Consider the following 21,832-nt stretch of genomic DNA (forward strand, 5'->3'; position numbering starts at 1 on the left):
GATACGTCGAGGAAGGGGCCGGTGCCTGAGAGGGCGCCGGCCCCTTTCGCGTGCTCAGGGCTGGTACAGGGCGATGTTCGCGCCGGGGAAGAAGGCGTTGTACGTGCCGCGGGCGGCGGTGGAGTCGTAGGAGTTGATGGTCACCGTCCGCAGGCCGGGGAGGCGGGAGCCGAGGGTGTGGAGGTCTTCCTGGGACAGGATCCGGTCCGGGAGGCGGAGGGACTCGATGGCGGGGAGTTCCGGCATGGCGTCCAGGGCGTGACTCGTCGCGGAGATGCTCAGGACGAGGTTCCGCAGGGCGGGGAGGTCCTTCACCTGCTGCCAGTCCCCGTCGTCCAGGGTGCCGTGGAGCCGGGCGAGGCTCAGGGTGCTGAGGGTGGGCCACTGCTCCAGGCCGCGCAGTCCGGTGGTGGCCAGGGTCTCCGGGCCCAGGTACAGGTACTCCAGGGGCGCGTCCAGGGGCAGGTGGTCGGGCAGGTGCCCGCCCGGGAACGGATGGTCCACGGAGAGGCGGTTCAGCCCGTGCAGGGCGCGCAGGCCGGACGGGTCGTCGATCTCGTCGAACGTGAGATCGGTGAGGGGCAGCGCGGACAGGCTGCCGAGGTTCCTGGCGCCGAGGCAGGTGTGGAGCGACAGCCGGTTCAGGGACGTGAAGGCTCGCAGGCCGTGGAGGTCCTCGGCGTCCTGGTTGTCCCGGAGCGTCAGCACCTCCACCGCGCCCGGGGCGACGACGGCCTCGACGATCTCGTCCAGTGGGTGCGCACCGGTGATCGACAGCCGGTGCCACGGGCGCATCAGACGCAGTGCCGCCAGCTGTTCCGGTGAGTCGCAGCCCACGAACAGACCGTCCCGGAGCAGATGGTCGAGCACCTCGACCGCGTACTCCCGGGTGTCGAACCGGTCCCAGGTGCCGGCGAGCTGACGCCGGACACCGAGGGAGTGGTGGCCGCGGAAGCGCCGCAGTACCGCCAGCGCGCCGTCGGGTTCCTCGGTGCCCAGGACCGAGGCGGTCACCGTGACCGCGGCGGCCTCGCCGCTCGTCAGTCCCTCCGGCCCCGGAAGCAGTTCGAGGACGAGTGGTCCCGCTCCCGCCAGGGTGTGCGCCTCCTCCGTCGAGCACGGCGGGATCAGAGCGGCGGCCCGTTCCTCCACCTCCGCCCGCACCCCGGGATCCAACGCCGTCGCGTGCTCCAGGCACGCCAGCGCGAGCAGTGTCAGGCGGGGTTCGTCGCGGGCGAGCAACTGCCGTAGGAGTACGACCCGTTCGCGCGGCCGGGCGTGGGCGACGGCCATGCGGACGACGTCCTCCCACTGGCTGTCGCCCGCGCGGCCGTCGAGGACGTCGAGGTGGCCCTCCTCGATCGCGTACCGCGCCCCCAGGTAGTCCTGGAAGGTGCGGTGCACGAAGTCCAGTACGCCGTCGGCTGGTTGGCGCAGCAGGCCGCTTCTCAGCAGCAGTGTCCGCAGGACCGTCCGTGCGTCGCCCTGGCCCGCCGCCGAGGCGACCGCGGGCAGGCCGCGCTCCACGATGCCCTCGGCCGTCTCCGTGTCCATCTCGGTCCGGCCGCTCAACACCAGCGCGTACGCGAGGCGTTGGAGGATCTCCAGCTGGGCCTCCTCGCCCAGCTCGGCCCCCTCCAGCGCGCCCATGCCCCGCTCCCGGTCGCGGCGGGCCAGCAGCATCGTGAGGGCGGCGTCGTACAACTCCTTGCGGCCGGTGGGGAGATAGCCCCTCCGCTCCCGGTGCAGGGCGCAGATCAGGCCGCACATCAGGGGGTTGGTGGCGAGGCGTGCCAGGTCGCGTTTGGTGCGGAGGGAGTCCAGGAGCGGGATCTCGTACTCCGGGGCCTGGGCCGCCGTGTGCCAGCGCTCGACGAAGGTCCTCACCTCGGGGCGGCGCATCGGGGTGAGGGTCAGTTCGTGGAAGCCCTCGGAGGCCAGCCAGTCGGGGCGTACGGCGGTGGGGCGGGAGGTGAGGAGCCAGCGGTTGCCGGGGAAGGCCCGGATCAGGGACAGGAGCCAGTCGCGGGTGCGGTTGCGGTCGGCGGAGGGGATCTCGTCCAGGCCGTCGACCAGGACCAGGGCCCGGCCGGCCGTCAGGACGCGTTCCGTCCAGCCCCCGGGCGGGGTGTGGGGGCAGCCCGTGGCGGTCAGGAAGGCCTCGGGGGAGGGGAGTTGGCCGGTGCGGATCAGTGTGCGCAGGGGGAGGACGTACGGGATACGGTCGCCGTCCCGTGCCGCCGTCACGGCGAGCCACTGCACCAGCGTCGTCTTGCCGGACCCCGCGTCGCCGCGCAGCAGCACGCGGTCGTGGGCCGACAGGGCTTCCTCGGCGGGCAGTTGGACGGTGAGGGCGGTACCGGGGCCGTCGTCGGGGAGGTCCCGTTCCCCCGTCCCTGTCCCCGTCGCCTCCAGGCTCAGGTACGCCACTTCGAGGGGCCAGCGGTCCGGGGAGTCGCGCAGGTCGATGCCGTAGATGGTGATGTGGTTGTGGCGCTCGGCGACGTACGGCAGGTAGCGGCGTTCGAAGGCGCGGTCCTGGTGGCCGGGGCGTGGGCTGCGGGCGATCAACTCGTCGACGCGTGCGATGAGTTCGGCCTGGGCGCGGGTCTGCTCGACGAGGGTGCGGGCGACAAAGGTGGAGCGGCGGGTGAAGAACTCCAGGATCTGGAGGCAGGCCCACTCGGTCGCCGAGTCGAGGAAGTGGCAGGCGTCGGTGGAGAGTCCGTCGGGGGCGGCGGCCCGGTGCCGGAGTGTCTTCGCGAGTTCGCGATGGCCCAGGCGTACGGCCTGCACGTCGTCCATGTCGAGGTCGCCGAGGGCGAGCAGGCGGCGGGCCAACGCGTCGGCGACGGCGGCCTGTTCGGCGGAGTGGAACGGGTGTTCACCGGGCGAGTCCATCGCCTGCCGGACGACGTGCTCGGCGAGTCTGTGGACGTCCTTCTCGCCGAGCACGCGCTTCTCGCCCTTGAAGGAGACCAGGTGCGAGAGGCGGACCGGTCTGTCGGCCAGTCCCGCACCCGGTCCGTCCGCGACGAACAGCCTCTTCACCAGTGGCGCGATCAGGCTCGACGCCAGCTTTCCTCCGAGTACCGCGGGTTCCATCCGCCGCCTCACCCCCGTCGTCGAGCGGACGGAGGGAGCCTAACGGGTCAGGACAACTGGCCGTCGTAGTCCGGGAGTTTGAAGGTCTTCTCGGCGTGGCCGCCGGAGAGGTCGGTGGCGCTGTTGCCGATGTTCGCGATGATCGTGTAGCCCTTGTTCTCGATCGCGGTGCGCTGGGCCGTCTTGTAGTCGGCGACGTCCTTGAAGAGGTCGAAGAGGCCGCGGACGTAGAGGCCGTCGACGTCGTAGCCGTCGTGTTCGAGGTTGTACTCGGTCGGCAGGTAGATGATGCCGGGGCGGGCCGTGACGAAGAACAGGGAAACCCCGTGCTCCTGGGCGTACTGGGCGACCGCGAGGACCGGCTTGTTGGCCGGCTGGGGCCAGCTGAAGCCGAAGTCGGTCTCCAGGGTGGTGTTGTCGATGTCGAAGACGATCGCCTGCTTCTCGCCCGGCTTCGTGGCCGCGATGCGCTCCTTCAGGTAGGGCAGCGCCTGGTCCATCACCGTCCGGCAGTCGGTCTGCCACGTGGCGTAGTCGACCTTGGCGGTGCTCGTCGCCGTCGTCGTCGCGGCCTGTGCGGGGACGCCCACCGCGACGAGGGCGGCGGCGGTCACGGCGACGGTGGCGGTACGGCGGGCCCAGGGGCGTCGTCTCGTCATGGGGTGGGGGCTCCTCTCACGTCAGTGCGCGACGGGTGCGGAAGGCATGGTCGCGGGCGCGGGTGGCGGGAGGGGAACCGTAAGGTTACTGAACGGTAGGCGTACAGAGGTCTGCGCCACATTTCCGCGGTCGGCGGCGACCCGGCCCGGTGACAAGCCGCACAGGCGATTCGACCCCTACTAGGGCGGGTAGTCGTAACGCGCCTTCGGGGCAAAAAGGACTTTTTGCTCAGGGTTGAAGGGAACCGAATGGGCGTTTTTGCCGTCAGTGGTGCGAATTCTGCCGAACGGGCGCTCTGTCAAGAAGTCGGAAGTTTTGTGATGAAGTACTAGCTTCCGTCGTAGAAGGGCTGTTTGGGGGTTCCCGGGGGTGGGGGTTACCAATGGACGAGTCATCCGGTGGCGTCCGTGCGCCGGGTGGCTTTTCTGTCCCCGTCCCCCGTGAGGTTTCGATGTTCCAGCGCGCCACGTCCCGTTCTTCCCGTACGACTTCGCTCCGCACCCGGATGGCCGTCATGGCCGTCGGACTGGGGGCCACCGCCGTGCTGGGCACCGGGGTCGCGAGCGCCGCCACCGCGAGCGTGGCGCCGAAGGCCGTCAGTGCCAAGGTCGCCGCCTCCTGGGTCGACCCGGTGAAGAAGTACACCCTGTCCGCGAAGTTCGCCCAGGCCGGCGGCATGTGGCAGTCCACCCACAGCGGCCAGGACTTCGCCGTGCCGAGCGGCACCAACGTCGTCGCCGCGCACGGCGGGACCGTCGTCAAGGCCGGCGGCAACGGTGCCGGTGACGGTGCCGCGTACGGCAACGCCATCGTCATCAAGCACGGCAACGGCACCTACTCGCAGTACGCCCACCTCTCGCGCATCGACGTGAAGGTCGGCCAGGTCGTCAGCACCGGCCAGCACATCGCGCGCTCCGGCAACACCGGCAACTCCAGCGGCCCGCACCTGCACTTCGAGATCCGTACGACCGCCAACTACGGCTCCGCCATAGACCCGGTCGCGTTCCTGCGCGGCAAGGGCGTGTCCGTCTGAGCCGACCCTGCTCAGGGCCTGCCGGACACGACCTAGGCGGTCTTCGAGCCCGCGTGGGCCTGCGTGATCAGATCGGTGGCGACCTCCAGGACGGCCTTGTGCTTGTCCTCGGGGTCGCCTTCGAGGTCCTGGACCGCGAACATGCCGGCGTGCAGCGTGAAGATCGCGCTCAGTGAGCGGACCTGGTCGACCAGGCTCGCCTCGGGGTCGATCATGATCTCCCGGAGGCCGCGCATGCGCTCCTTGAAGTGCTCGCCGATGCGCAGGTCCCGTACCGTCGCCTGGTTCTCCTGCATGAAGCGGAACAGGGGGGTCGCGCCGTCGAGCGCGTCGCTGTAGCGCCGCACGATCTCCTGCTTGGTCTCCAGGGTGTGCGGCTGGTCGCGGCCCCACTCGATGAGGTCCTCGATCGGCTTCGTCAGGTCCTCGAAGATGCTGACGAGGATCTCTTCCTTGGTCTTGAAGTGGTAGTAGAGCGCGGCCTTCGTGACGTCCAGGTGCTCGGCGATCTCGCGCAGCGAGGTCTTCTCGTAGCCCTGCTCGGCGAAGAGTTCGAGCGCCACGTCCTGGATGCGCTGGCGGGTGTCTCCGCGACGCTGCCGCTTGGTGCCGTCCATGGTGCCGCCCATTCGTCTCATGCCCCAGCAAACTTACTTGACGCCCGGCTAGTTACGGGTCTACTTTCCCTTAGTGTAGTCAACTAGCCGGGCGGCAAGTAAGTGGCCGGACGGCGGTGGTATTCAGCGGGTTCTAGGGGAGTGGGAACGATGGCGGACACACAGACTGTGGACACCGGTCCGGAGGGGACCGACAAACAGCCCAGGAGCGTGCGGGTCGTCCTGCTCGCCCTGATGATCACCATGATGCTCGCGATGCTCGACAACATGATCGTGGGTACGGCGATGCCGACGATCGTCGGCGAGCTCGGAGGCCTGGAGCACCTCTCCTGGGTCGTCACGGCCTACACCCTCGCCACCGCCAGCTCCACCCCGCTGTGGGGCAAGCTCGGCGACATGTACGGGCGCAAGGGCGCCTTCATGAGCTCGATCGTGATCTTCCTGGCCGGATCCGCGCTCAGCGGCATGGCACAGAACATGGGGCAGCTGATCGGCTTCCGGGCCATCCAGGGTCTCGGTGCCGGCGGTCTGATGGTCGGCGTCATGGCGATCATCGGCGACCTCATCCCGCCGCGTGAGCGGGGCAAGTACCAGGGCATGATGGCCGGCGTCATGGCGCTCGCGATGATCGGCGGACCGCTGGTCGGCGGCACCATCACCGACAACTGGGGCTGGCGCTGGTCCTTCTACATCAACCTGCCGCTCGGCGTCATCGCGCTCGCCGCGATCAGCGCGGTGCTGCACCTCCCGAAGAAGCGGTCCCAGGCCCGGATCGACTACCTCGGCGCGGGTCTGCTGACCCTCGGCATCACCTCCATCGTGCTCGTCACCACGTGGGGCGGTTCGCAGTACGCCTGGACCTCCGCGCGGATCATGGAGCTGATCGGCATCGGCGTGGCCGCGCTCATCGGGTTCGTGTTCTGGCAGACCAAGGCCACCGAGCCGGTCGTACCGCTGCACATCTTCCGCAGCCGCAACTTCAGCCTGATGGCGATCATCGGCTTCATCACCGGGTTCGTGATGTTCGGGGCGACGCTGTTCCTGCCGCTCTACCAGCAGTCCGTGCAGGGCGCGTCCGCGACCAACTCCGGGCTGCTGCTCCTCCCCATGCTCGGGGCGATGCTCGTGACCTCCATGGTCGCGGGGCGGGTCACCACCAACACCGGTAAGTACAAGGTGTTCCCGGTCGTCGGCAGCGTGTTCATGGTCATCGGGCTGTACCTGCTCTCCACCATGGACACCGGTACGACGCGGTTCATGTCCGGTGTGTTCATGGCAGTCGTCGGTCTCGGCATGGGCTGCCTGATGCAGATCACCATGCTGGTCGCGCAGAACAGCGTCGAGATGAAGGACATGGGGGTCGCGTCCTCCACGAGCACGCTGTCCCGGACGCTCGGGTCGTCGTTCGGTGTCGCCATCATGGGGGCGCTGTTCAACCACCGGGTGCAGGACGTCATGGCCGAGCGCGCCGGGTCGATCGGGTCCAAGGTGACCGAGCAGTCCGCGCAGCTGGACGCGAAGAGCCTGGCGAAGCTGCCGGCGGTGGCCCGCGAGGCGTACCAGCACGCGGTGTCCTCCGGTATCCACTCGGCGTTCCTGCTCGGTGCCGTGGTCGCGATCGTCGCCCTGGTGGCCGCGGTGTTCGTCAAGGAGGTTCCGCTCAAGGGTGCGGGCCCCAAGGCCGAGGGTTCCGGCGAAGGCGTGGCGGAGCAGCTGCCGATCGTCGAAGCGGTCTGAGTCCGTCGCCTCTTGACTGAAGGTCCCCCGGTCGGTGTCCGCCCCGGGGGACCTTCTTCTTGTGCGTGGGGATGTACCGGTGGATGTCCCGGGGGCGCGGCCGGTGCGCGCTCGGCGGGGGCGTTGTCAGTGGTGGGTGTCACCATCGGGGCATGGACAAGATGCGGCAGTTGCGGCTTGCCAAGGACGTCATGGACCGGGACTGGGCCGAGCCGACGCTGGATCTTGGCGGGGTGGCCGCGCATGCCGGGTACTCGCGGTATCACTTCCTGCGGGCCTTCAAGGAGGCCTACGGGGAGACACCCGGGCAGTATCTGACGCACCGGCGGATCGAGCGGGCCGAGGAGATGCTGCGGAGCGCCGATCTCTCGGTGACCGAGATCTGCCATCTGGTCGGCTTCAGCAGCCTCGGCACGTTCTCGGCGCGGTTCAAGGCGCGGACCGGGCTGACGCCGAGCGAGTACCGGACCAGGCACGTGGGCCGCGGGGCCGCGCTCATCCCGGGGTGCTACGCGATGCTGTGGGCCGGCGGTTTCCCCAGCGCAACTTTGAAGAAGCGTCGCGCCGCCCGCCCTGCCTACGGTGATGAACAGGAAGCACCCTCACCCGACTCGTCCGACAGGAGTGCGGAGACATGATCCAGGGCCTGGGCATCGCCACCGTGTGGACCTTCGACCAGCAGCGCACCAAAGCCTTCTTCACGGAGAAGCTCGACTTCGAGATCCGCGACGAGATCTCGATGGGCGACATGCGGTGGGTCACCGTGGGCGCCAAGAACCAGCCCGCCGTCGCCCTCACCCTGATGAGCCTGGACGGGCCGGGCCTCGACCCCGAGTCCGCCGAGGCGCTGAAGAAGCTGGTCGCCAAGGGGGCGGTGGGGGCGGGGGCGTTCACCACCGACGACTGCCGCGGTGACCACGCGACCTTCGCGGCGCGGGGCGTCGAGTTCCTCCAGGAGCCGACCGAGCGGCCGTACGGCATCGAGGCGATCTTCCGCGACGACAGCGGCAACTGGTACTCGCTGACCGAGCGCCGCGCGGAGCTGGACTTCTCCAAGGACTTCGGATGAGCCCGGAGCGGGCGATGGACGTGGCCGAGGCCGAGCCGGACCACACGGCGGTGCGGGTCGCCCTGTGGCGGGCCCTGCACGTCCGGGCCGACCCGCCGCCGCACGTCATCGAGGACGAGGTCGGACTGGCGCTGGCCGACCCCGGGGACGACTGGCGGGAGCGTCCCGACATGGACGTCGAGGCCACGCGCCGGGTGCGGGCGTCGATCGTGGCGCGGGCCCGGTTCGTCGAGGACGTGGTGGAGGAGCAGGCGGGCCGTGGGGTCGACCAGTACGTCGTCCTCGGCGCCGGTCTCGACACCTTCGCCCAGCGGCGGCCCGAACTGGGCGGAAAACTCCGGGTGTTCGAGGTCGAGCGGCCCGGCACGCAGGCCTGGAAGCGGCGGCGGCTGGCCGAGTTGGGATACGCCGTCCCGGACTGGCTGCGCTTCGTGCCGGTGGACTTCGAGGGCGACTGGTGGGGCCGGCTGTCCGCCGCCGGTCTCGACACCGAGCGTCCCGCCGTGGTCGCCGCGACCGGTGTGACGATGTACCTCACCCTCGACGCCGTCACCACCATGTTCCGCCGGGTCGCCACCCTCGCCCCGGGCTCCACCCTGGTCACCACGTTCCTGCGCCCGGTGGACGACGTCGAGCCGGAGCAGCGCGCGCAGTTGGACGTGGCGGTACGAGGAGCACGTGCCGCCGGGACACCCTTCCTGAGCTTCTTCACCCCGGAACAGATGCTGGAGCTGGGCCGCGACTGCGGATTCCGGGAGACCCGGCATGTGACGGCGGCGGAGCTCGCGGAGCGGTATTTCCGGGGAGCGGGGGACGGGTCGATGCCGTCCCGGGGGGAGGAGGTGATGGTGGCGGGCAGGTGAGGGGGCAGAACTCCGGGCCCCGCCCCGAGCCACACCGGGACCGCGGCCTGCGGCCCCTACCCGTGACCGCACCCCGTACCGCACTCCCGCCCCGCACCGCCCCTACGGCAGCATCGGATAACTCCCCGTACTCGTGGGCGCGTGCTCCGGCAGCCACAGCACCGCCACCGCCCCCTCCGCCGGGATGTGGTCCGCCGCCCACGCGGGCCGTACGTTGCGGAAGGTGAGGCGGGCGCCCAGGACACGGGCCTGGCCGGCGGCGATGGTGAGGCCCAGGCCGTGGCCGTGGCCCGCGCGGTCCTTGCTGCCGGTGCGGAAGCGGCTCGGGCCCTCCGCGAGGAGTTCCTCGGGGAAGCCGGGGCCGTGGTCGCGGACGCGGATGACCCGGCCCTCGACGGAGACCTCGATCGGCGGCTTGCCGTGCCGGGCCGCGTTGGCGAGGAGGTTGAACAGGACGCGCTCCAGACGGCGGGGATCGGTGGTGACCTCCGACTCGTGCACGACGTGCACCACCGCGTCCGGGTCCTTCGCCATGACCCGGCGGCTCACGAACTCGCCCAGCATGAGGTCCTGCAACTCGGCCCGCTCGGAGGCCCCGTCGAGCCGGGCGACCTCCAGCACGTCCTCGACGAGCGTGCGCATCGCCTTCGCCCGGTCCAGGACCAGTTCGGTCGGGCGGCCGGGAGGCAGCAGTTCGGCCGCCGTCAGCAGGCCCGTCACCGGGGTCCGCAGCTCGTGCGCGATGTCCGCCGTGACCCGGCGCTCCGCCTCCAGCCGCTGCTGCAGCGCGTCCGTCATGGCGTCCACCGCGCGCGCGAGGTCGTCGGTCTCGTCCCGTACGACCCCGCCGATCGCGTCCCGCACCCGCACGTCCGTCTCACCCTTGGCGACCTGGTTCGCCGCCGCCGCGGCCTTCCGCAGCCGGCGCGAGAGCTGGCCGCCGATCAGCACACCGAGCGCGCTGCCGCCGAGTACGGCCGCGATCGAGCCGATCACCAGGGCCTGGTCGAGGTCCTTGAGGATGTCGGTGCTCCGGTCGGTGAACCCGGTGTGCAGGGACATCACATGGCCGTCCTTGAGCGGTACGGCCGCCCAGATGTCCGGCACACCGTTCGGCCGGTCGGTGACATAGGTCGCCCGCCTGCCCTCCAGGACCTTCTGGCGCAGGGCCGGCGGCAGGTTCGGGTCGTCGATCTTGATGCTGGGGAAGTTGGGCCGCCCGGACAGTTCGTAGTTGCGCTGCGCGATCTGGACGCGTTCGTCCGCGAGGTCACGCGCGTTGTCCAGCATCGAGACCCGGGCCGCGTTGTGCACGACCAGGCTGAGCGCGATCGCGACCAGTGTGCCGACCAGGGCGATGGCCGCGCTGAGCTTCCATCGCAGGCCGGTACGGATGCTCGCTCTGTCCCTGAACGACGGCATCCTGCGCTGTGAATTCCCCCGCATACCCCTGCTCAGGCCTTCAACTTGTAGCCGAAGCCGCGGACCGTCTCGATCCGGTCCTGGCCGATCTTCGTCCGCAGCCGCTGCACATGGACGTCCACGACCCGGGTGTCTCCGCCCCAGCCGTAGTCCCACACCCGCTCCAGGAGCTTGTCCCGGGACAGCACCGTGCCCGGCGCCGAGGAGAACTCCAGCAGCAGCCGCATCTCGGTCGGCGTCAGGGCCACCGGCTGCCCGGCCCGGCGCACCTCCATGCCCTCGGTGTCGATCTCCAGGTCCCCGAAGGTCAGCACCCCGCCGGCGACCGGCGCCGCGTCGGCGTCCGCCGTACGGTCGCCGCCGCTCGCGTGTCCGAAGCGGCGCAGCACGGCACGGATGCGGGCGACCAGGACGGCGCCGTCGAAGGGTTTGGTGACGTAGTCGTCGGCGCCGGCCTCCAGGCCGAGCACCACGTCGATCGAGTCCGCGCGCGCCGACAGCATGATCACCGGAACCGTCGACTCGTCCCGGATGCGGCGGCACAGGCTCACGCCGTCCAGGCCCGGGACCATCACGTCGAGCAGCGCGATGTCGGGGCGGTCGGCCCGGAACGCCTCCAGGCCCGACAGTCCGTCGGGCATCGCGGTCACCACGAAACCGTCCCGCTCCAGGGCGAGTTGGGTGGCCTCGCGGATGACGTCGTCGTCCTCGACGAACAGGACGTGGGTCTGGTCTGCCATCCCGGTGCTCTCAGTCCTCGTGTGGGGTCGTTCTCAAGCATGGGACGCCCGGAGGGGCGTCCACGTTCACTGAAGGATCGGATCGGCGGGCCCGATCGGTTCGGTCGTGACCGGTCCGGTTCCGCCAGTGGTCGATTCCGGTCGGGTCAGTTCTTGCCGGGGACGGGCGAGGCGTCGCCCCCGACCGCGTTGCTGTACTCGTTGTGCGTGCTGTACTCCTGCACGAAACGGCCCGAGGTCCAGCGGTACGTGATCACATTCTCGCCGGACGGACTCGACACCGGGTCGCCCTTCTCGTACACCTGCTTGGTGATGACGAGATCGCCGCGGTCTATCTCCGCGTAGACCGGGGGTTCCTCGGCCTTGAACACGTTCTCGTACGCGCCACCGGTCTCGCGGTACACGTACGAGCCGATCCCCACCGCATCGCCGCAGGTCATCACGTTGACGACGACGTCGTTCGCGGTGCCGCCGGTCAGCATGCCGTACGACACGTCGACCGCGTACTCGTCGGCGACGCACGGTTTCAGCTCGTGCTTGACCGCCGTCGAGACCTTCGGGTCGTCCATGACGAGCTTGACCGCGTTCACATGGTCGTCGACGGTCGCGGACGGCGAGGGCGTCGCCGCCTGGGCGGCCCCCGCCACCGAGTCGGAGTGCGCCGGTCCCTCGTCACGCGCGCCGGTGCCGCCCGTGGCGCAGCCGGACACCAAAAGGGCGAGGGCGGCGAGCACGGCCATCGCCGTGAGCGCCGCCTCCAGGCTCCCGCGCACCCGCCCGGGCCCGGGGGTGTGGCTCGGGCCGGGCCCAGGCGTGTCGTCGCTCAGGCCGCGCAACGCTCCCGCTCCTCACGCTCCAGCGCGCGTGCGTCCAGGTCGCGGGCCTCCAGCTCCTCCCGGAGCCGGGCGAGCGCCCGGTGCAGCGTGCTCTTGACCGTACCGGCCGACATGCCCAGGGCGGCGGCCGTCTCTTCGGTGGACATCTGCTCCCAGTGTCGCAGGACGACCACACTGCGCTGCTTCGGAGCGAGAACTTTCATGATGTCCATAAGAAGCGCCCGGTCCGCGTGCTGTTCGGTCGCGTCGTCGACGCTCGCGTCCGGCAGCTGCTCGGTGGGCACCTCCTCCAGCTTGCGGGCCCGCCACCACTCGGTCCGCGTGTTGATCATGACCCGGCGCAGGTAGGCGTCCGCGAGACGCTTGTCCTCGATGGTCTCCCAGCGGCCGTACGTCCGTACCAGCGCCGTCTGGAGCAGGTCCTGGGCGTCGACGGGGTCCGGCACCAGCCGGCGGGCGCTGCGCAGCAGCGCGTCCTGCCGGGTGCGCACGTACTCCTCGAATTCGAGCACCTCGCCCTGCGCCATGATCAACCGCCTCCATCCCCGTTTCCGACCCGCCTGCTGCCGGTTGTCCTCTGCTGCCGTCCCGCCGGTCTGCGGCACACAAAGGAAGCTACGGAGCGGTTGTCACGGCACTGTGCGGAGCAGCCTGCGGAGAGCGCTCGGCTGTCCGTCGGTTGTGTAACGGAAGTAGGTCCGGGGTAAGGGGGCGAGGTGCTTGGTCCAGTTATGGGGTGGTTTGGGACCCGTGGGAGTGTGACGAGAGCTGGGTGTGGGCTGTGATGTTCGCCGGGGTGGGACGCGGGTCTGTGAATTGACCCAGCGTCAGGTGCGGGCCGCGGGCAGCCGGTAGAAGCCGTCCGGGAGGGGCTCCACCAAGCCGTCCGACACCAGACCGTCCAGTGCCCTGGCCCGCTGCACCGGCTCGTGCCACACCCGGTCGAGCGCCGACTGCGGCACGGGGCTGTCGGCCGCGGCCTCACGGAGTACGGCGAGGAGCTTGCCGCGCACCTGGCGGTCCGTGCCGGCGTACGTCTGGCCGCGGCGGGCCGGACCGTCGTGCTCCGGCTTGCCCGCGAGGTTCCAGGCGCACTGGGCGGAGATCGGGCAGCGGTGGCAGGTCTCGTTCTTCGCGGTGCAGACCAGTGCGCCGAGTTCCATGGACGCGGCGGCCCAGCGGGCGGCGGTCGGCTCGTCCGGGGGAAGGAGGGCGCGCGCGAGCTTGCGTTCGGCGGCCGTGGTGGCGTTCGGGGGGTACTGGACGCCGGTGACCGCGCGCGCGAAGACCCGGCGGACGTTGGTGTCGAGGACGGCGTGGCGCTGGCCGTAGGCGAAGGAGGCGACGGCGGCGGCCGTGTACTCGCCGATGCCCGGGAGCGCGAGGAGCTGTGCGTGGTCGGTGGGGACGTCGCCGCCGTGCCGTTCCGTTATGGCGGTGGCGGCGCCGTGCAGCCGCAGCGCGCGGCGCGGATAGCCGAGCCGGCCCCAGGCGCGGACGGCCTCGCCGGGGGCGTCCTGGGCGAGGTCGGCGGGGCGGGGCCAGCGGGCGAGCCACTGCTCGTAGACCGGGAGGACCCGGCTGACCGGCGTCTGCTGGAGCATGAACTCGCTGACCATCACGCCCCAGGGGCCGGCGTCGGGGCGCCGCCAGGGGAGGTCGCGGGCGTTCTCCTCGAACCAGTCGATGACCGGGGCGTGGAGGGAGGCTCCCTGGGCGGGGCCGTCGGAGGGGCTGCTGTGCGGGGGTTTCGTGGGCGCAGTCATGGCCTACCGATCCTGCCATGGCCGTGCGGGGTTGCGGTGCTTTGCCCGCGGGGGAGGTGGTACGACGATCGGCCGCGCGGCGTACGCCCCCGTCTCCCGCCCACGCGCCCGAGCCCCCTTGCCCCGCGCGCCCGAGCCCCCTCCGCCCGCGCGCCCGCACCCCTGCCCGCGCGTCGGCGGGTTCGGCCCTTTGGTCCATCCCGGCCGGTTCCAGGCGGGGTTGCCGGGATGATGATCCGGAAAAGTTGGGGCTGGGGCGGCGGGTGGGGCGAGGTAACCCGCCGATCTCTCGTACAGTTTGGGCCGTGGGATCTCTGCGCAATCCGGTCGGGCCGCTTCCCTCCTCCATCTATTGGCGACGGAGGGTCCTCATGGTGTCCGCGGTCGCCCTGTTGGCACTGCTGATCACCTGGATCGTCACCTCGGGTGGCGGTGGCGGCAAGAACGGTGCGGACGGCGACAAGAACGGCAAGACTCCCGCGCCCACGATCACCGCGGGCCCGTCGGGATCGGGTCCCGCGATCAGTCAACACCCGGGCGGGCGCGACGAGTCGAGCGGTGGCGGCTCCGGCGGCGGCAGCGGGGACGGATCGGGTTCCGGCGGGTCCGGGGACGGGTCCGGCGCCGGATCGGGTGACGGCGGCGGCAGCGGTTCCGGTGGGACCGGCGGTTCCGGCGGATCCGGCGGGTCGTCAACTGGCGTCAGCAGCACGGGTACCACGGTCCCCGCCGACTCGACACTGCCCAACTGCACCGGCAGCGCTGTGCGGTTGAGTCTGCGGAGCCTGCACAACTCGTACTCGCCCGATCAGACCCCGACCTTCGTGCTGACCGCCAAGAACTCCTCCGGCAGCGACTGCAAGGTCGATCTCGGGCCCAAGAGCGCGGTGTTGACGATCACGGAGGCGGGCGGCGCGGCCGACTTCTGGTCCTCGGCCGACTGCCCGAAGAACTCCGCGAGCGTGTTCTACCGCGTGTCCGCCGGGAGCAGCGTCACGTACACCCTGAAGTGGGACCGCAAGCCGAGTGCCCCTCAGTGCGCGACCCCGCCCGCCGGTTCGGCCGGGGCCGGGACCTATCTGGTGGAGGCGGAGGCCTCCGGCTTCACCAAGGCGCAGACCTCGTTCGTCCTGGCCAGCGACTAGGACAGGCCCCAGGGTCCTGGGTCCGGGACAGGGTCCACCGGCCAAGCCGCCAGGGGCAGTTGGGCCGCGTGATCGGGCGGTGGTCGAGCCGTGCCGTCACGGGCGCGCTGAGCCGAGCCGTCAGGAGTGAGCCGGCCCGAGCGGCAGACTGCTGCCGGGGCAGGTGATCCGCGGCGGTCGGGTCAGACGTAGCGTTCGAGGATCGAGGACTCCGCCAGGCGGGAGAGGCCCTCGCGGACGCTGCGGGCCCGCGCCTCGCCCACGCCGTCGACCGTCTGCAGGTCGTCGACGCTCGCCGCCAGGAGCTTCTGCAGGCCGCCGAAGTGCTCGACCAGGCGGTCGATGATCGCGCCGGGGAGGCGCGGGACCTTGGCCAGCAGGCGGAAGCCCCTGGGGGAGACCGCCGAGTCGAGGGCCTCGGGAGAGCCGGTGTAGCCCAATGCGCGGGCCACGGTGGGGAGTTCGAGGAGTTCCGCGTGGGAGAGGGCGTCGAGTTCGGCGAGCGCCTCGTGCACCGTGCGGGATCGTTTGGCCGTGGGCTCGGGGACGTAGTCGCGTACGACGAGTTCGCGCTCCGGCTCCACGCCCGCGATCAACTCCTCCAGCTGGAGGGCGAGCAGGCGGCCGTCCGTGCCCAACTCCACTACGTACTCGGCGATTTCGGTGGCGATCAGCCGGACCATCTCCAGGCGCTGCACCACCGCGGAGACGTCCCGGACCGTCACCAGGTCCTCGATCTCCAGCGCCGACAGCGTGCCCGCCACCTCGTCCAGGCGGAGTTTGTAGCGCTCCAGCGTCGCCAGGGCCTGGTTGGCGCGGGACAGGATCGCCGCCGAGTCCTCCAGGACACGGCGCTGGCCGTCCACGTAGAGGGCGATCAGGCGCATGGACTGGGAGACCGAGACCACCGGGAAGGCGACCTGTTTGCTGACGCGGTCCGCCGTGCGGTGGCGGGTGCCGGTCTCCTCGGTGGGGATGTCCGGGTCGGGGACCAGCTGGACGCCCGCCCGCAGGATCTTGGAGAGGTCGGACGACACTACGATGCCGCCGTCGAGCTTGCACAGTTCGCGCAGGCGCGTGGCCGTGAACTCGACGTCCAGGATGAAGCCGCCCGTGCACATGGCTTCGACGGTCTTGTCGGAACCGAGCACGATGAGGCCGCCCGTGTTGCCGCGGAGGATGCGCTCCAGGCCGTCGCGCAGGGCCGTGCCGGGGGCCACGGCGCTCAGTGAGGCGCGCATCAGGCCATCGCCGCCGGACTTTCCGGGAGCTGACGCCCGGTCGTTGGCTGCCACTGCACTCCTCCGGTCGCAGGTGTTTCCGGTGCTCCCGTTTCCGCGCGCTCTCTTCGTACGGACGGGCGAGACCAGGGCAAAGTCTACCGGCGGTCCTCGTCGTCCCGTGGGGCCTCTCGCTTACGGGAGCGCGGAAGGACCCGGAGAGCGTCTCCTATGTCGGCCACTTCGATGACCTTCATGCCCGCCGGGATCTTGCCCGGGTCGCTCGGGACGAGGGCGTGCGTGAAGCCCAGACGGTGTGCCTCGGAGAGCCTGCGCTGGACGCCGGTGACCCGTCTGACCTCGCCCGCGAGGCCCACTTCGCCGATCGCCACCAGGTTCTTGGGGAGGGGGGTGTCGCTCGCCGCCGAGGCCAGGGCGAGCGCGATGGCCAGATCCGCGGCAGGCTCGGAGAGCTTCACCCCGCCCACCGTCGCCGAGTAGATGTCCCGCTTGCCCAGGGCGCTGATCCTGCCGCGCTGCTCCAGCACCGCGAGCATCATCGAGACGCGGGAGGTCTCCAGGCCCGAGGTGGTGCGCCGGGGGGAGGGGATCTGGGAGTCGACCGTGAGCGCCTGGACCTCGGCGACCAGGGGGCGGCGGCCCTCCAGGGTGACAGTCAGACAGGTGCCGGGGACCGGCTCCGCGCGGCGGGTCAGGAACAGGCCGCTGGGGTCGGCCAGGCCCGTGATGCCCTCGTCGTGCAGCTCGAAGCAGCCGACCTCGTCGGTCGTGCCGTAGCGGTTCTTGACGCCCCGTACGAGACGGAGGCGGGCGTGGCGGTCGCCCTCGAAGGACAGGACCACGTCCACCAGGTGCTCCAGGAGGCGGGGGCCCGCGATCGCGCCGTCCTTGGTGACGTGGCCGACCAGGAGGGTGGACATGCCGCGCTCCTTGGAGGCGCGGATCAGCGCGCCGGCCACCTCGCGGACCTGGGCCATGCCTCCGGGGGCGCCGTCGATCTCCGGGGAGGCCACCGTCTGCACGGAGTCGAGGATCAGCAGGGAGGGCTTCACCGCGTCCAAGTGGCCGAGGATCGTGGCGAGATCGGTCTCGGCGGCGAGATACAGGTGGTCGTCGATCGCCTTGATGCGGTCGGCGCGCAGCCGGACCTGGCTCGCCGACTCCTCGCCGGTGACGTAGAGCGTGCGGTGCTCGTCGGTCGCCGACTTCGCCGCCACGTCGAGGAGCAGCGTCGACTTCCCCACGCCCGGTTCGCCCGCGACGAGGACGACCGCTCCGGGGACCAGGCCGCCGCCGAGGACGCGGTCCAGCTCGGGCACGCCGGTCGAGCGCGCGGTGGCCGTACGGCCGTCGACCTGGCCGATCGGGACGGCGGAGGTGGTGACGCGGCCGGGGGCGGTGGTGCGGACCGCGGGCGCGCCGTACTCCTCGACGGTGCCCCAGGCCTGGCACTCGGAGCAGCGGCCGAGCCACTTGGCCGTCTGCCAGCCGCACTCGGTGCAGCGGTAGGACGGTCGGTCCTTGGTGGTCTTCGTACGGGCAGCCATGCGTGAACCGTAACCGCCGCCACTGACAACGCGGTCGGCGGTCGGGCCGCGCGCCCGCGGTATCCGGCCACCGCCCGCCGGGAACGAGTCAGGGAGGTCAGGATGCCGGTCCCCTTTTGAGGGATCGTTTCACCCGTACGGATTAAAAGTGCTCAAGGGGGCGGAAGGGGGCATCACCGGCCGCCTACGGTCGCACGGGTGATGAGCAGCAGTCCGGAGACCTCGACCCGCACCACCGGCGCACACCGGGCGCATCGGGAGGCGCGTGACCGCGGGGCGGCGCGCACGCTGGCGCAGCGTCCGCCCGCGCGCTACGAGCCGTATCTGGACGGCCTGTTCACGTACTGCCTGTCCGTGCTCTGCGACCACGACGCGGCGACCGCCGCCCTGGGGGACGTGCTCGCGCTCGCCGAACGCCGGGGCGCCCGCGCGCCGGAGACCGCCGGTGACCGCCGCGCCTGGCTGTACGCGCTGGCCCGCTGGTCCTGTCTGCGCAAGCTCGCCGAGGCCAGGCAGAAACGTCAGGGCACGCACGCGGTGGGACGCACCGAGGCGGAAGAACCGTCTCTCTCCGAGGAGCTGAAGGACCAGCGGCGCCGCGAACTCGCCCAGCTCGCCTGGCCGGAGGCCGCCGGTACCACCCCCGAGCAGCGCGAGGCACTCGAACTCGCCGTACGCCACCGGCTCGCCGCCCACGAGGTCGCCGCCGTCCTGGGCATGGACCTCGCCGGGGCACGGGAGCTGCTGGCGGCCGCCGCCTGCGAGGTGGAACGCACGCGTGCCGCCCTGGCCGTCGTGGAGACCGGGAGCTGCCCGAGCGTCGCCCGCCTCACCGGTGACCACCAGCTCGTGCTGAGCAGCGCGCTGCGCCGCGAACTGGTCCGGCACGTCGACGACTGCCCGCACTGCCGCCGCACCGCCGAGCGCGCGATCCCCGGCGCCTGGCCGGGCGCCAGTGTCACGCCCGCCGAACTGCCCGTCCTGGAGGCGCCCCGCGCGGCCCTGCACGTCGCCATGGCACACCTGCCACGCGCGCGTGGAGCCGCCGCACCGCGCTTCGACCGGCGCGGATTCCCGATGGACCCGAAGGACCGCGCCGCCCGGCGGGACCGTCTCCGCGCGCGTGCCGTCACGACGACCGTCGTCGCCACCGTGATCGCGGCCCCGGTCCTCGCCCTGTGGGCCGCCTACCGGGGCACCCCGACCGGCGAGGGCGTCGACGGCAGGCCCGCCACCGCGAGCGAACAGCACGGGTCCGGCAGCCTGGAGGGCGAGGCCGCGAGCGGCGGCTACGAGAACACCGGCAACGACACCACCGGCCCCCGCCGCGGCAAGGGCGGCAAGAACGACGTCTCCGTGGAGGTCATCAGCGTCACCGGCGCCGACGGGAAGGGCGCGGGCCGGCTCGCCGTCTCGGCCGCCAACAGCGGTGACACCACCCTGATCACCCTCACCGCGTCCGGCCAGGCCCCGGTCCGCTGGTCCGCGACCACCACCGCACCCTGGCTCTACTTCAGCCGGTCCTCGGGAACCCTCGCCCCGGGCGACTCGTTGACGATCAAGGTGTACGTCGACCACCTGCGCGAGCCCTCCGGCCACTGGACCGCGCGCGTGGCCGTCTCCCCGGCGGGCGCCGTCGTCTCGATCGACGGCTACGGCAGCGCGCCCGCCCCGACGGACCCGACCGACCCGTCGGGCCCCACGGACCCCGGCGACCCGCCCTCGTCGTCCAGTCCGGACCCGACGCCCACGAGCAGCGCGCCCACCGACCCCACCCCGAGCGACCCGCCGGCCTCCCCGACCCCGACCCCGACGCCCACGGGCTCGTCCCCCAGCGACCCGGGCGGCTCGACACCACCGCCCGGCGACAGCGACGACCCGAGCCCGGGGACGTCGTAGAGGGTCGTAGCGGCCCTAGGGGACCGGGTCCGCCGGATGCTGGACCGGGTCCGCCGGGTGCGGTGCCAGCAGCGGGAGCCGGGAGGCGAGGCGCTCCTCGCAGAGCTCGACCAGGCGGTCGTAGCCGGCCTTGCCCATCAGTTCGGTCAGCTCCGGGCCGTAGGACACGTAGACCGGGTCGCCCGCGCCGTGCGCCGAGGTCGCCGACGTGCACCACCAGTGCAGGTCGTGGCCGCCGGGACCCCAGCCCCTGCGGTCGTACTCACCGATCGACACCTGGAGGACGCGCGTGTCGTCCGGGCGGTCGATCCACTCGTAGGTCCGCCGGACCGGGAGCTGCCAGCAGACGTCCGGCTTGGTCTCCAGGGGCTCGCGGCCCTCCTTGACGGCCAGGATGTGCAGCGAGCAGCCCGCGCCGCCGGCGAAACCGGGGCGGTTCTGGAAGATGCACGAGCCCTGGAAGGGACGCGTCTGGCGGTCGCCGTCCTCGTCCTTGGAGATCCAGCCGTTCTCCACGCCCTCGTCGTGGTGCTGCCAGATGTCGGGCGTGAGCCTCGCCACATGCCCGGCGACCCGCTTCTCGTCGTCCTTGTCGGAGAAGTGCGCGCCCAGGGTGCAGCACCCGTCGTCCGCGCGGCCCGCCTGGATGCCCTGGCAGCCGCTTCCGAAGACGCAGTTCCAGCGAGAGGTCAGCCAGGTCAGATCGCAGCGGAACAGCTGCTCGTCGTCCGCGGGATCCGGGAACTCCACCCACGCCCGCGCGAAGTCGAGCCCCTTCTCGTCGGCTTTCAGGGCCTTCTTCGACGGCTTCGGGGGCCTGGCCGACGTCACCGGCGAAGAGTCGCCGGGTGATTTGGCCGCCTTGTCGGTCTTCGCCTTTTTCGTCTTTGGCACGCGTCCAGGGTAAGTCGCCCGAGGCGGCCCGAGACACCGCTCCGAGGACCTGGGTAGGTGCAGGTGGCAGTAGCGTTCCGTACATGAGACTCGGTGTCCTCGACGTGGGATCGAACACGGTGCATCTGCTGGTGGTGGACGCACACCCCGGCGCGCGCCCGCTGCCCGCGCACTCGCACAAGGTGGAACTGCGCCTTGCCCAACTCCTCGACGAGGACGGCGCGATCGGCCCCGAAGGGGTCGACAAACTCGTCGGCGTCGTCCAGGAGGCGCTGCAGGCCGCCGAGGACAAGGGCGTCGAGGAACTCCTCCCGTTCGCCACCTCCGCCGTCCGCGAGGCCAGCAACGCCGACGACGTCCTCGCGCGCGTGCAGAGCGAGACCGGCGTCGAGCTCCAGGTCCTCACCGGCGCGGAGGAGGCCCGGCTCACCTTCCTCGCCGCCCGCCGCTGGTTCGGCTGGTCCGCGGGCAAGCTCCTCGTCCTCGACATCGGCGGCGGCTCCCTGGAGATCGCCTACGGCATCGACGAGGAACCCGACGCGGCCGTCTCCCTGCCCCTCGGCGCGGGCCGCCTCACCGCCGCCTGGCTGCCGGGCGACCCGCCGGAACCGGACGCGATAAGGGCCCTGCGCCGCCATGTGCGCGCCCAGATCGCCCGCACGGTGGGGGAGTTCAGCCGGTTCGGCGCCCCCGACCACGTCGTCGCCACGTCGAAGACCTTCAAGCAGCTCGCCCGCCTGGCCGGCGCCGCCCGCTCCGCCGACGGCCTCTACGTCCAACGGGAGCTGAAGCGCGGCTCCCTGGAGTCGTGGGTCCCGCGCCTGGCCGGCATGACCACCGCCCGGCGTGCCCTCCTCCCCGGCGTCTCCGAGGGCCGCGCCGAACAGCTCATCGCGGGCGCGATGGTGGCCGAGGGGGCGATGGACCTGTTCGGCGTCGAGACGCTGGAGGTCTGTCCCTGGGCGCTGCGCGAGGGCGTGATCCTGCGACGGCTGGATCAGCTGCCGTCGCGCAGGGGCGGCGGCGGGGAGGCGTAGCGGCGGCTCAGGGGGCGTCGGGGCGGGAGCGCGCGGCTGCGGGGCGGGCGTGAGGTGCCCTGCCCGAGATGCCGTGCCCGAGGTGCCGTTCGTGACGCACGCGCGTGTGCCCGCTGTGCATGCCGTACGCACGCGTGCCCCCACCGGAACCCGCCCGGAACCCCGTACCGAACGCGCGTACCGAACGCACGCGACTGAACATCCGAACGCCGGCCCCACGC

General features: G+C 71.4%; 19 protein-coding genes. 8 read left to right on the forward strand and 11 right to left on the reverse strand.

What is annotated here, in order from left to right; genetic code table 11:
- Positions 1-54 precede the first annotated feature (54 nt).
- Both ACIPTO_RS34660 and ACIPTO_RS34665 read right to left on the reverse strand, forming a co-directional pair.
- The gene (locus tag ACIPTO_RS34660) at positions 55-3,105 is read right to left on the reverse strand and encodes an NACHT domain-containing protein (protein ID WP_401198678.1); all 3,051 of its coding nucleotides are present in this window, start codon (positions 3,103-3,105) and stop codon (positions 55-57) included.
- A gap of 47 nt (positions 3,106-3,152) precedes the next feature.
- Positions 3,153-3,764 carry an HAD family acid phosphatase gene (locus ACIPTO_RS34665; RefSeq protein WP_401198680.1) on the reverse strand — a complete coding sequence of 204 codons (612 nt, stop codon included), beginning with the start codon at positions 3,762-3,764 and terminating at the stop codon, positions 3,153-3,155.
- A gap of 452 nt (positions 3,765-4,216) precedes the next feature.
- Between ACIPTO_RS34665 and ACIPTO_RS34670 the strand changes: the two genes are divergently transcribed.
- A complete protein-coding gene (locus tag ACIPTO_RS34670; RefSeq protein ID WP_366322214.1) occupies positions 4,217-4,798 on the forward strand; it encodes a M23 family metallopeptidase in 582 nt (193 codons plus the stop codon).
- 32 nt (positions 4,799-4,830) lie between these two features.
- Here ACIPTO_RS34670 and ACIPTO_RS34675 read toward each other — a convergent pair whose 3' ends face one another.
- The gene (locus tag ACIPTO_RS34675) at positions 4,831-5,427 is read right to left on the reverse strand and encodes a TetR/AcrR family transcriptional regulator (RefSeq protein WP_366322559.1); all 597 of its coding nucleotides are present in this window, start codon (positions 5,425-5,427) and stop codon (positions 4,831-4,833) included.
- A 138-nt stretch (positions 5,428-5,565) separates the two neighbouring features.
- Between ACIPTO_RS34675 and ACIPTO_RS34680 the strand changes: the two genes are divergently transcribed.
- The 4 genes from ACIPTO_RS34680 to ACIPTO_RS34695 all read left to right on the forward strand — a co-directional run bounded on the left by ACIPTO_RS34680 (position 5,566) and on the right by ACIPTO_RS34695 (position 9,084).
- Positions 5,566-7,152, forward strand: coding sequence for an MDR family MFS transporter (locus ACIPTO_RS34680; protein ID WP_366322212.1), 1,587 nt, complete (start codon positions 5,566-5,568; stop codon positions 7,150-7,152).
- Positions 7,153-7,313: 161 nt separating this feature from the next.
- Positions 7,314-7,790 (forward strand): helix-turn-helix transcriptional regulator, encoded by a 477-nt coding sequence (locus ACIPTO_RS34685; RefSeq protein ID WP_366322557.1) that lies wholly within the window; start codon positions 7,314-7,316, stop codon positions 7,788-7,790.
- Positions 7,787-8,221, forward strand: coding sequence for a VOC family protein (locus tag ACIPTO_RS34690; RefSeq protein WP_366322210.1), 435 nt, complete (start codon positions 7,787-7,789; stop codon positions 8,219-8,221). Before ACIPTO_RS34685 ends, ACIPTO_RS34690 begins: the two co-directional genes overlap by 4 nt.
- Complete coding sequence (locus ACIPTO_RS34695) at positions 8,218-9,084, forward strand: class I SAM-dependent methyltransferase (protein ID WP_401198683.1); 867 nt, start codon at positions 8,218-8,220, stop codon at positions 9,082-9,084. The genes ACIPTO_RS34690 and ACIPTO_RS34695 overlap by 4 nt, the downstream gene beginning before the upstream one ends.
- A gap of 102 nt (positions 9,085-9,186) precedes the next feature.
- On the opposite strand, the gene cseC is transcribed toward ACIPTO_RS34695, so the two are convergent.
- The 5 genes from cseC to ACIPTO_RS34720 all read right to left on the reverse strand — a co-directional run bounded on the left by cseC (position 9,187) and on the right by ACIPTO_RS34720 (position 13,848).
- A complete protein-coding gene (gene cseC, locus ACIPTO_RS34700) occupies positions 9,187-10,530 on the reverse strand; it encodes a two-component system sensor histidine kinase CseC (protein ID WP_366322206.1) in 1,344 nt (447 codons plus the stop codon).
- Positions 10,531-10,538: 8 nt separating this feature from the next.
- The gene (gene cseB / locus ACIPTO_RS34705) at positions 10,539-11,246 is read right to left on the reverse strand and encodes a two-component system response regulator CseB (protein ID WP_352184062.1); all 708 of its coding nucleotides are present in this window, start codon (positions 11,244-11,246) and stop codon (positions 10,539-10,541) included.
- Positions 11,247-11,392: 146 nt separating this feature from the next.
- Positions 11,393-12,082 (reverse strand): hypothetical protein, encoded by a 690-nt coding sequence (locus ACIPTO_RS34710; protein ID WP_401198686.1) that lies wholly within the window; start codon positions 12,080-12,082, stop codon positions 11,393-11,395.
- The gene (locus tag ACIPTO_RS34715) at positions 12,070-12,609 is read right to left on the reverse strand and encodes a SigE family RNA polymerase sigma factor (protein WP_019064956.1); all 540 of its coding nucleotides are present in this window, start codon (positions 12,607-12,609) and stop codon (positions 12,070-12,072) included. Before ACIPTO_RS34715 ends, ACIPTO_RS34710 begins: the two co-directional genes overlap by 13 nt.
- A 300-nt stretch (positions 12,610-12,909) precedes the next feature.
- Complete coding sequence (locus ACIPTO_RS34720) at positions 12,910-13,848, reverse strand: A/G-specific adenine glycosylase (RefSeq protein ID WP_366322203.1); 939 nt, start codon at positions 13,846-13,848, stop codon at positions 12,910-12,912.
- A gap of 305 nt (positions 13,849-14,153) precedes the next feature.
- Here ACIPTO_RS34720 and ACIPTO_RS34725 point away from each other — a divergent pair, with 305 nt between their 5' ends.
- Positions 14,154-14,993, forward strand: a complete 840-nt coding sequence (locus tag ACIPTO_RS34725) for a hypothetical protein (protein WP_366322201.1) — start codon at positions 14,154-14,156, stop codon at positions 14,991-14,993.
- Between the two features lie 182 nt (positions 14,994-15,175).
- On the opposite strand, the gene disA is transcribed toward ACIPTO_RS34725, so the two are convergent.
- Both disA and radA read right to left on the reverse strand, forming a co-directional pair.
- Entirely contained in the window at positions 15,176-16,234 is a 1,059-nt protein-coding gene (gene disA, locus ACIPTO_RS34730; RefSeq protein WP_366322553.1) for a DNA integrity scanning diadenylate cyclase DisA, read from the reverse strand.
- 137 nt (positions 16,235-16,371) lie between these two features.
- Positions 16,372-17,781, reverse strand: a complete 1,410-nt coding sequence (gene radA, locus ACIPTO_RS34735) for a DNA repair protein RadA (protein WP_366322199.1) — start codon at positions 17,779-17,781, stop codon at positions 16,372-16,374.
- 198 nt (positions 17,782-17,979) lie between these two features.
- On the opposite strand from radA, the gene ACIPTO_RS34740 reads away from it, so the two are divergent.
- A complete protein-coding gene (locus ACIPTO_RS34740; RefSeq protein WP_366322197.1) occupies positions 17,980-19,680 on the forward strand; it encodes a BACON domain-containing protein in 1,701 nt (566 codons plus the stop codon).
- A 15-nt stretch (positions 19,681-19,695) separates the two neighbouring features.
- Here ACIPTO_RS34740 and ACIPTO_RS34745 read toward each other — a convergent pair whose 3' ends face one another.
- Entirely contained in the window at positions 19,696-20,574 is an 879-nt protein-coding gene (locus tag ACIPTO_RS34745; RefSeq protein WP_366322195.1) for a hypothetical protein, read from the reverse strand.
- 83 nt (positions 20,575-20,657) lie between these two features.
- Between ACIPTO_RS34745 and ACIPTO_RS34750 the strand changes: the two genes are divergently transcribed.
- A complete protein-coding gene (locus ACIPTO_RS34750; RefSeq protein ID WP_366322193.1) occupies positions 20,658-21,611 on the forward strand; it encodes a Ppx/GppA phosphatase family protein in 954 nt (317 codons plus the stop codon).
- The last annotated feature ends 221 nt before the right edge of the window (positions 21,612-21,832 follow it).

The organism is Streptomyces sp. NPDC090083, assembly GCF_044747445.1.
GTDB lineage: Bacteria > Actinomycetota > Actinomycetes > Streptomycetales > Streptomycetaceae > Streptomyces.

Coding starts and splice junctions, on each gene's coding strand:
- ACIPTO_RS34660 (WP_401198678.1), bottom strand. CDS start 3,105: ATGGAACCCGCGGTACTCGGAGGAAAGCTGGCGTCGAGCCTGATCGCG.
- ACIPTO_RS34665 (WP_401198680.1), bottom strand. CDS start 3,764: ATGACGAGACGACGCCCCTGGGCCCGCCGTACCGCCACCGTCGCCGTG.
- ACIPTO_RS34670 (WP_366322214.1), top strand. CDS start 4,217: ATGTTCCAGCGCGCCACGTCCCGTTCTTCCCGTACGACTTCGCTCCGC.
- ACIPTO_RS34675 (WP_366322559.1), bottom strand. CDS start 5,427: ATGGGCGGCACCATGGACGGCACCAAGCGGCAGCGTCGCGGAGACACC.
- ACIPTO_RS34680 (WP_366322212.1), top strand. CDS start 5,566: ATGGCGGACACACAGACTGTGGACACCGGTCCGGAGGGGACCGACAAA.
- ACIPTO_RS34685 (WP_366322557.1), top strand. CDS start 7,314: ATGCGGCAGTTGCGGCTTGCCAAGGACGTCATGGACCGGGACTGGGCC.
- ACIPTO_RS34690 (WP_366322210.1), top strand. CDS start 7,787: ATGATCCAGGGCCTGGGCATCGCCACCGTGTGGACCTTCGACCAGCAG.
- ACIPTO_RS34695 (WP_401198683.1), top strand. CDS start 8,218: ATGAGCCCGGAGCGGGCGATGGACGTGGCCGAGGCCGAGCCGGACCAC.
- cseC (WP_366322206.1), bottom strand. CDS start 10,530: ATGCGGGGGAATTCACAGCGCAGGATGCCGTCGTTCAGGGACAGAGCG.
- cseB (WP_352184062.1), bottom strand. CDS start 11,246: ATGGCAGACCAGACCCACGTCCTGTTCGTCGAGGACGACGACGTCATC.
- ACIPTO_RS34715 (WP_019064956.1), bottom strand. CDS start 12,609: ATGGCGCAGGGCGAGGTGCTCGAATTCGAGGAGTACGTGCGCACCCGG.
- ACIPTO_RS34720 (WP_366322203.1), bottom strand. CDS start 13,848: ATGACTGCGCCCACGAAACCCCCGCACAGCAGCCCCTCCGACGGCCCC.
- disA (WP_366322553.1), bottom strand. CDS start 16,234: ATGCGCGCCTCACTGAGCGCCGTGGCCCCCGGCACGGCCCTGCGCGAC.
- radA (WP_366322199.1), bottom strand. CDS start 17,781: ATGGCTGCCCGTACGAAGACCACCAAGGACCGACCGTCCTACCGCTGC.
- ACIPTO_RS34750 (WP_366322193.1), top strand. CDS start 20,658: ATGAGACTCGGTGTCCTCGACGTGGGATCGAACACGGTGCATCTGCTG.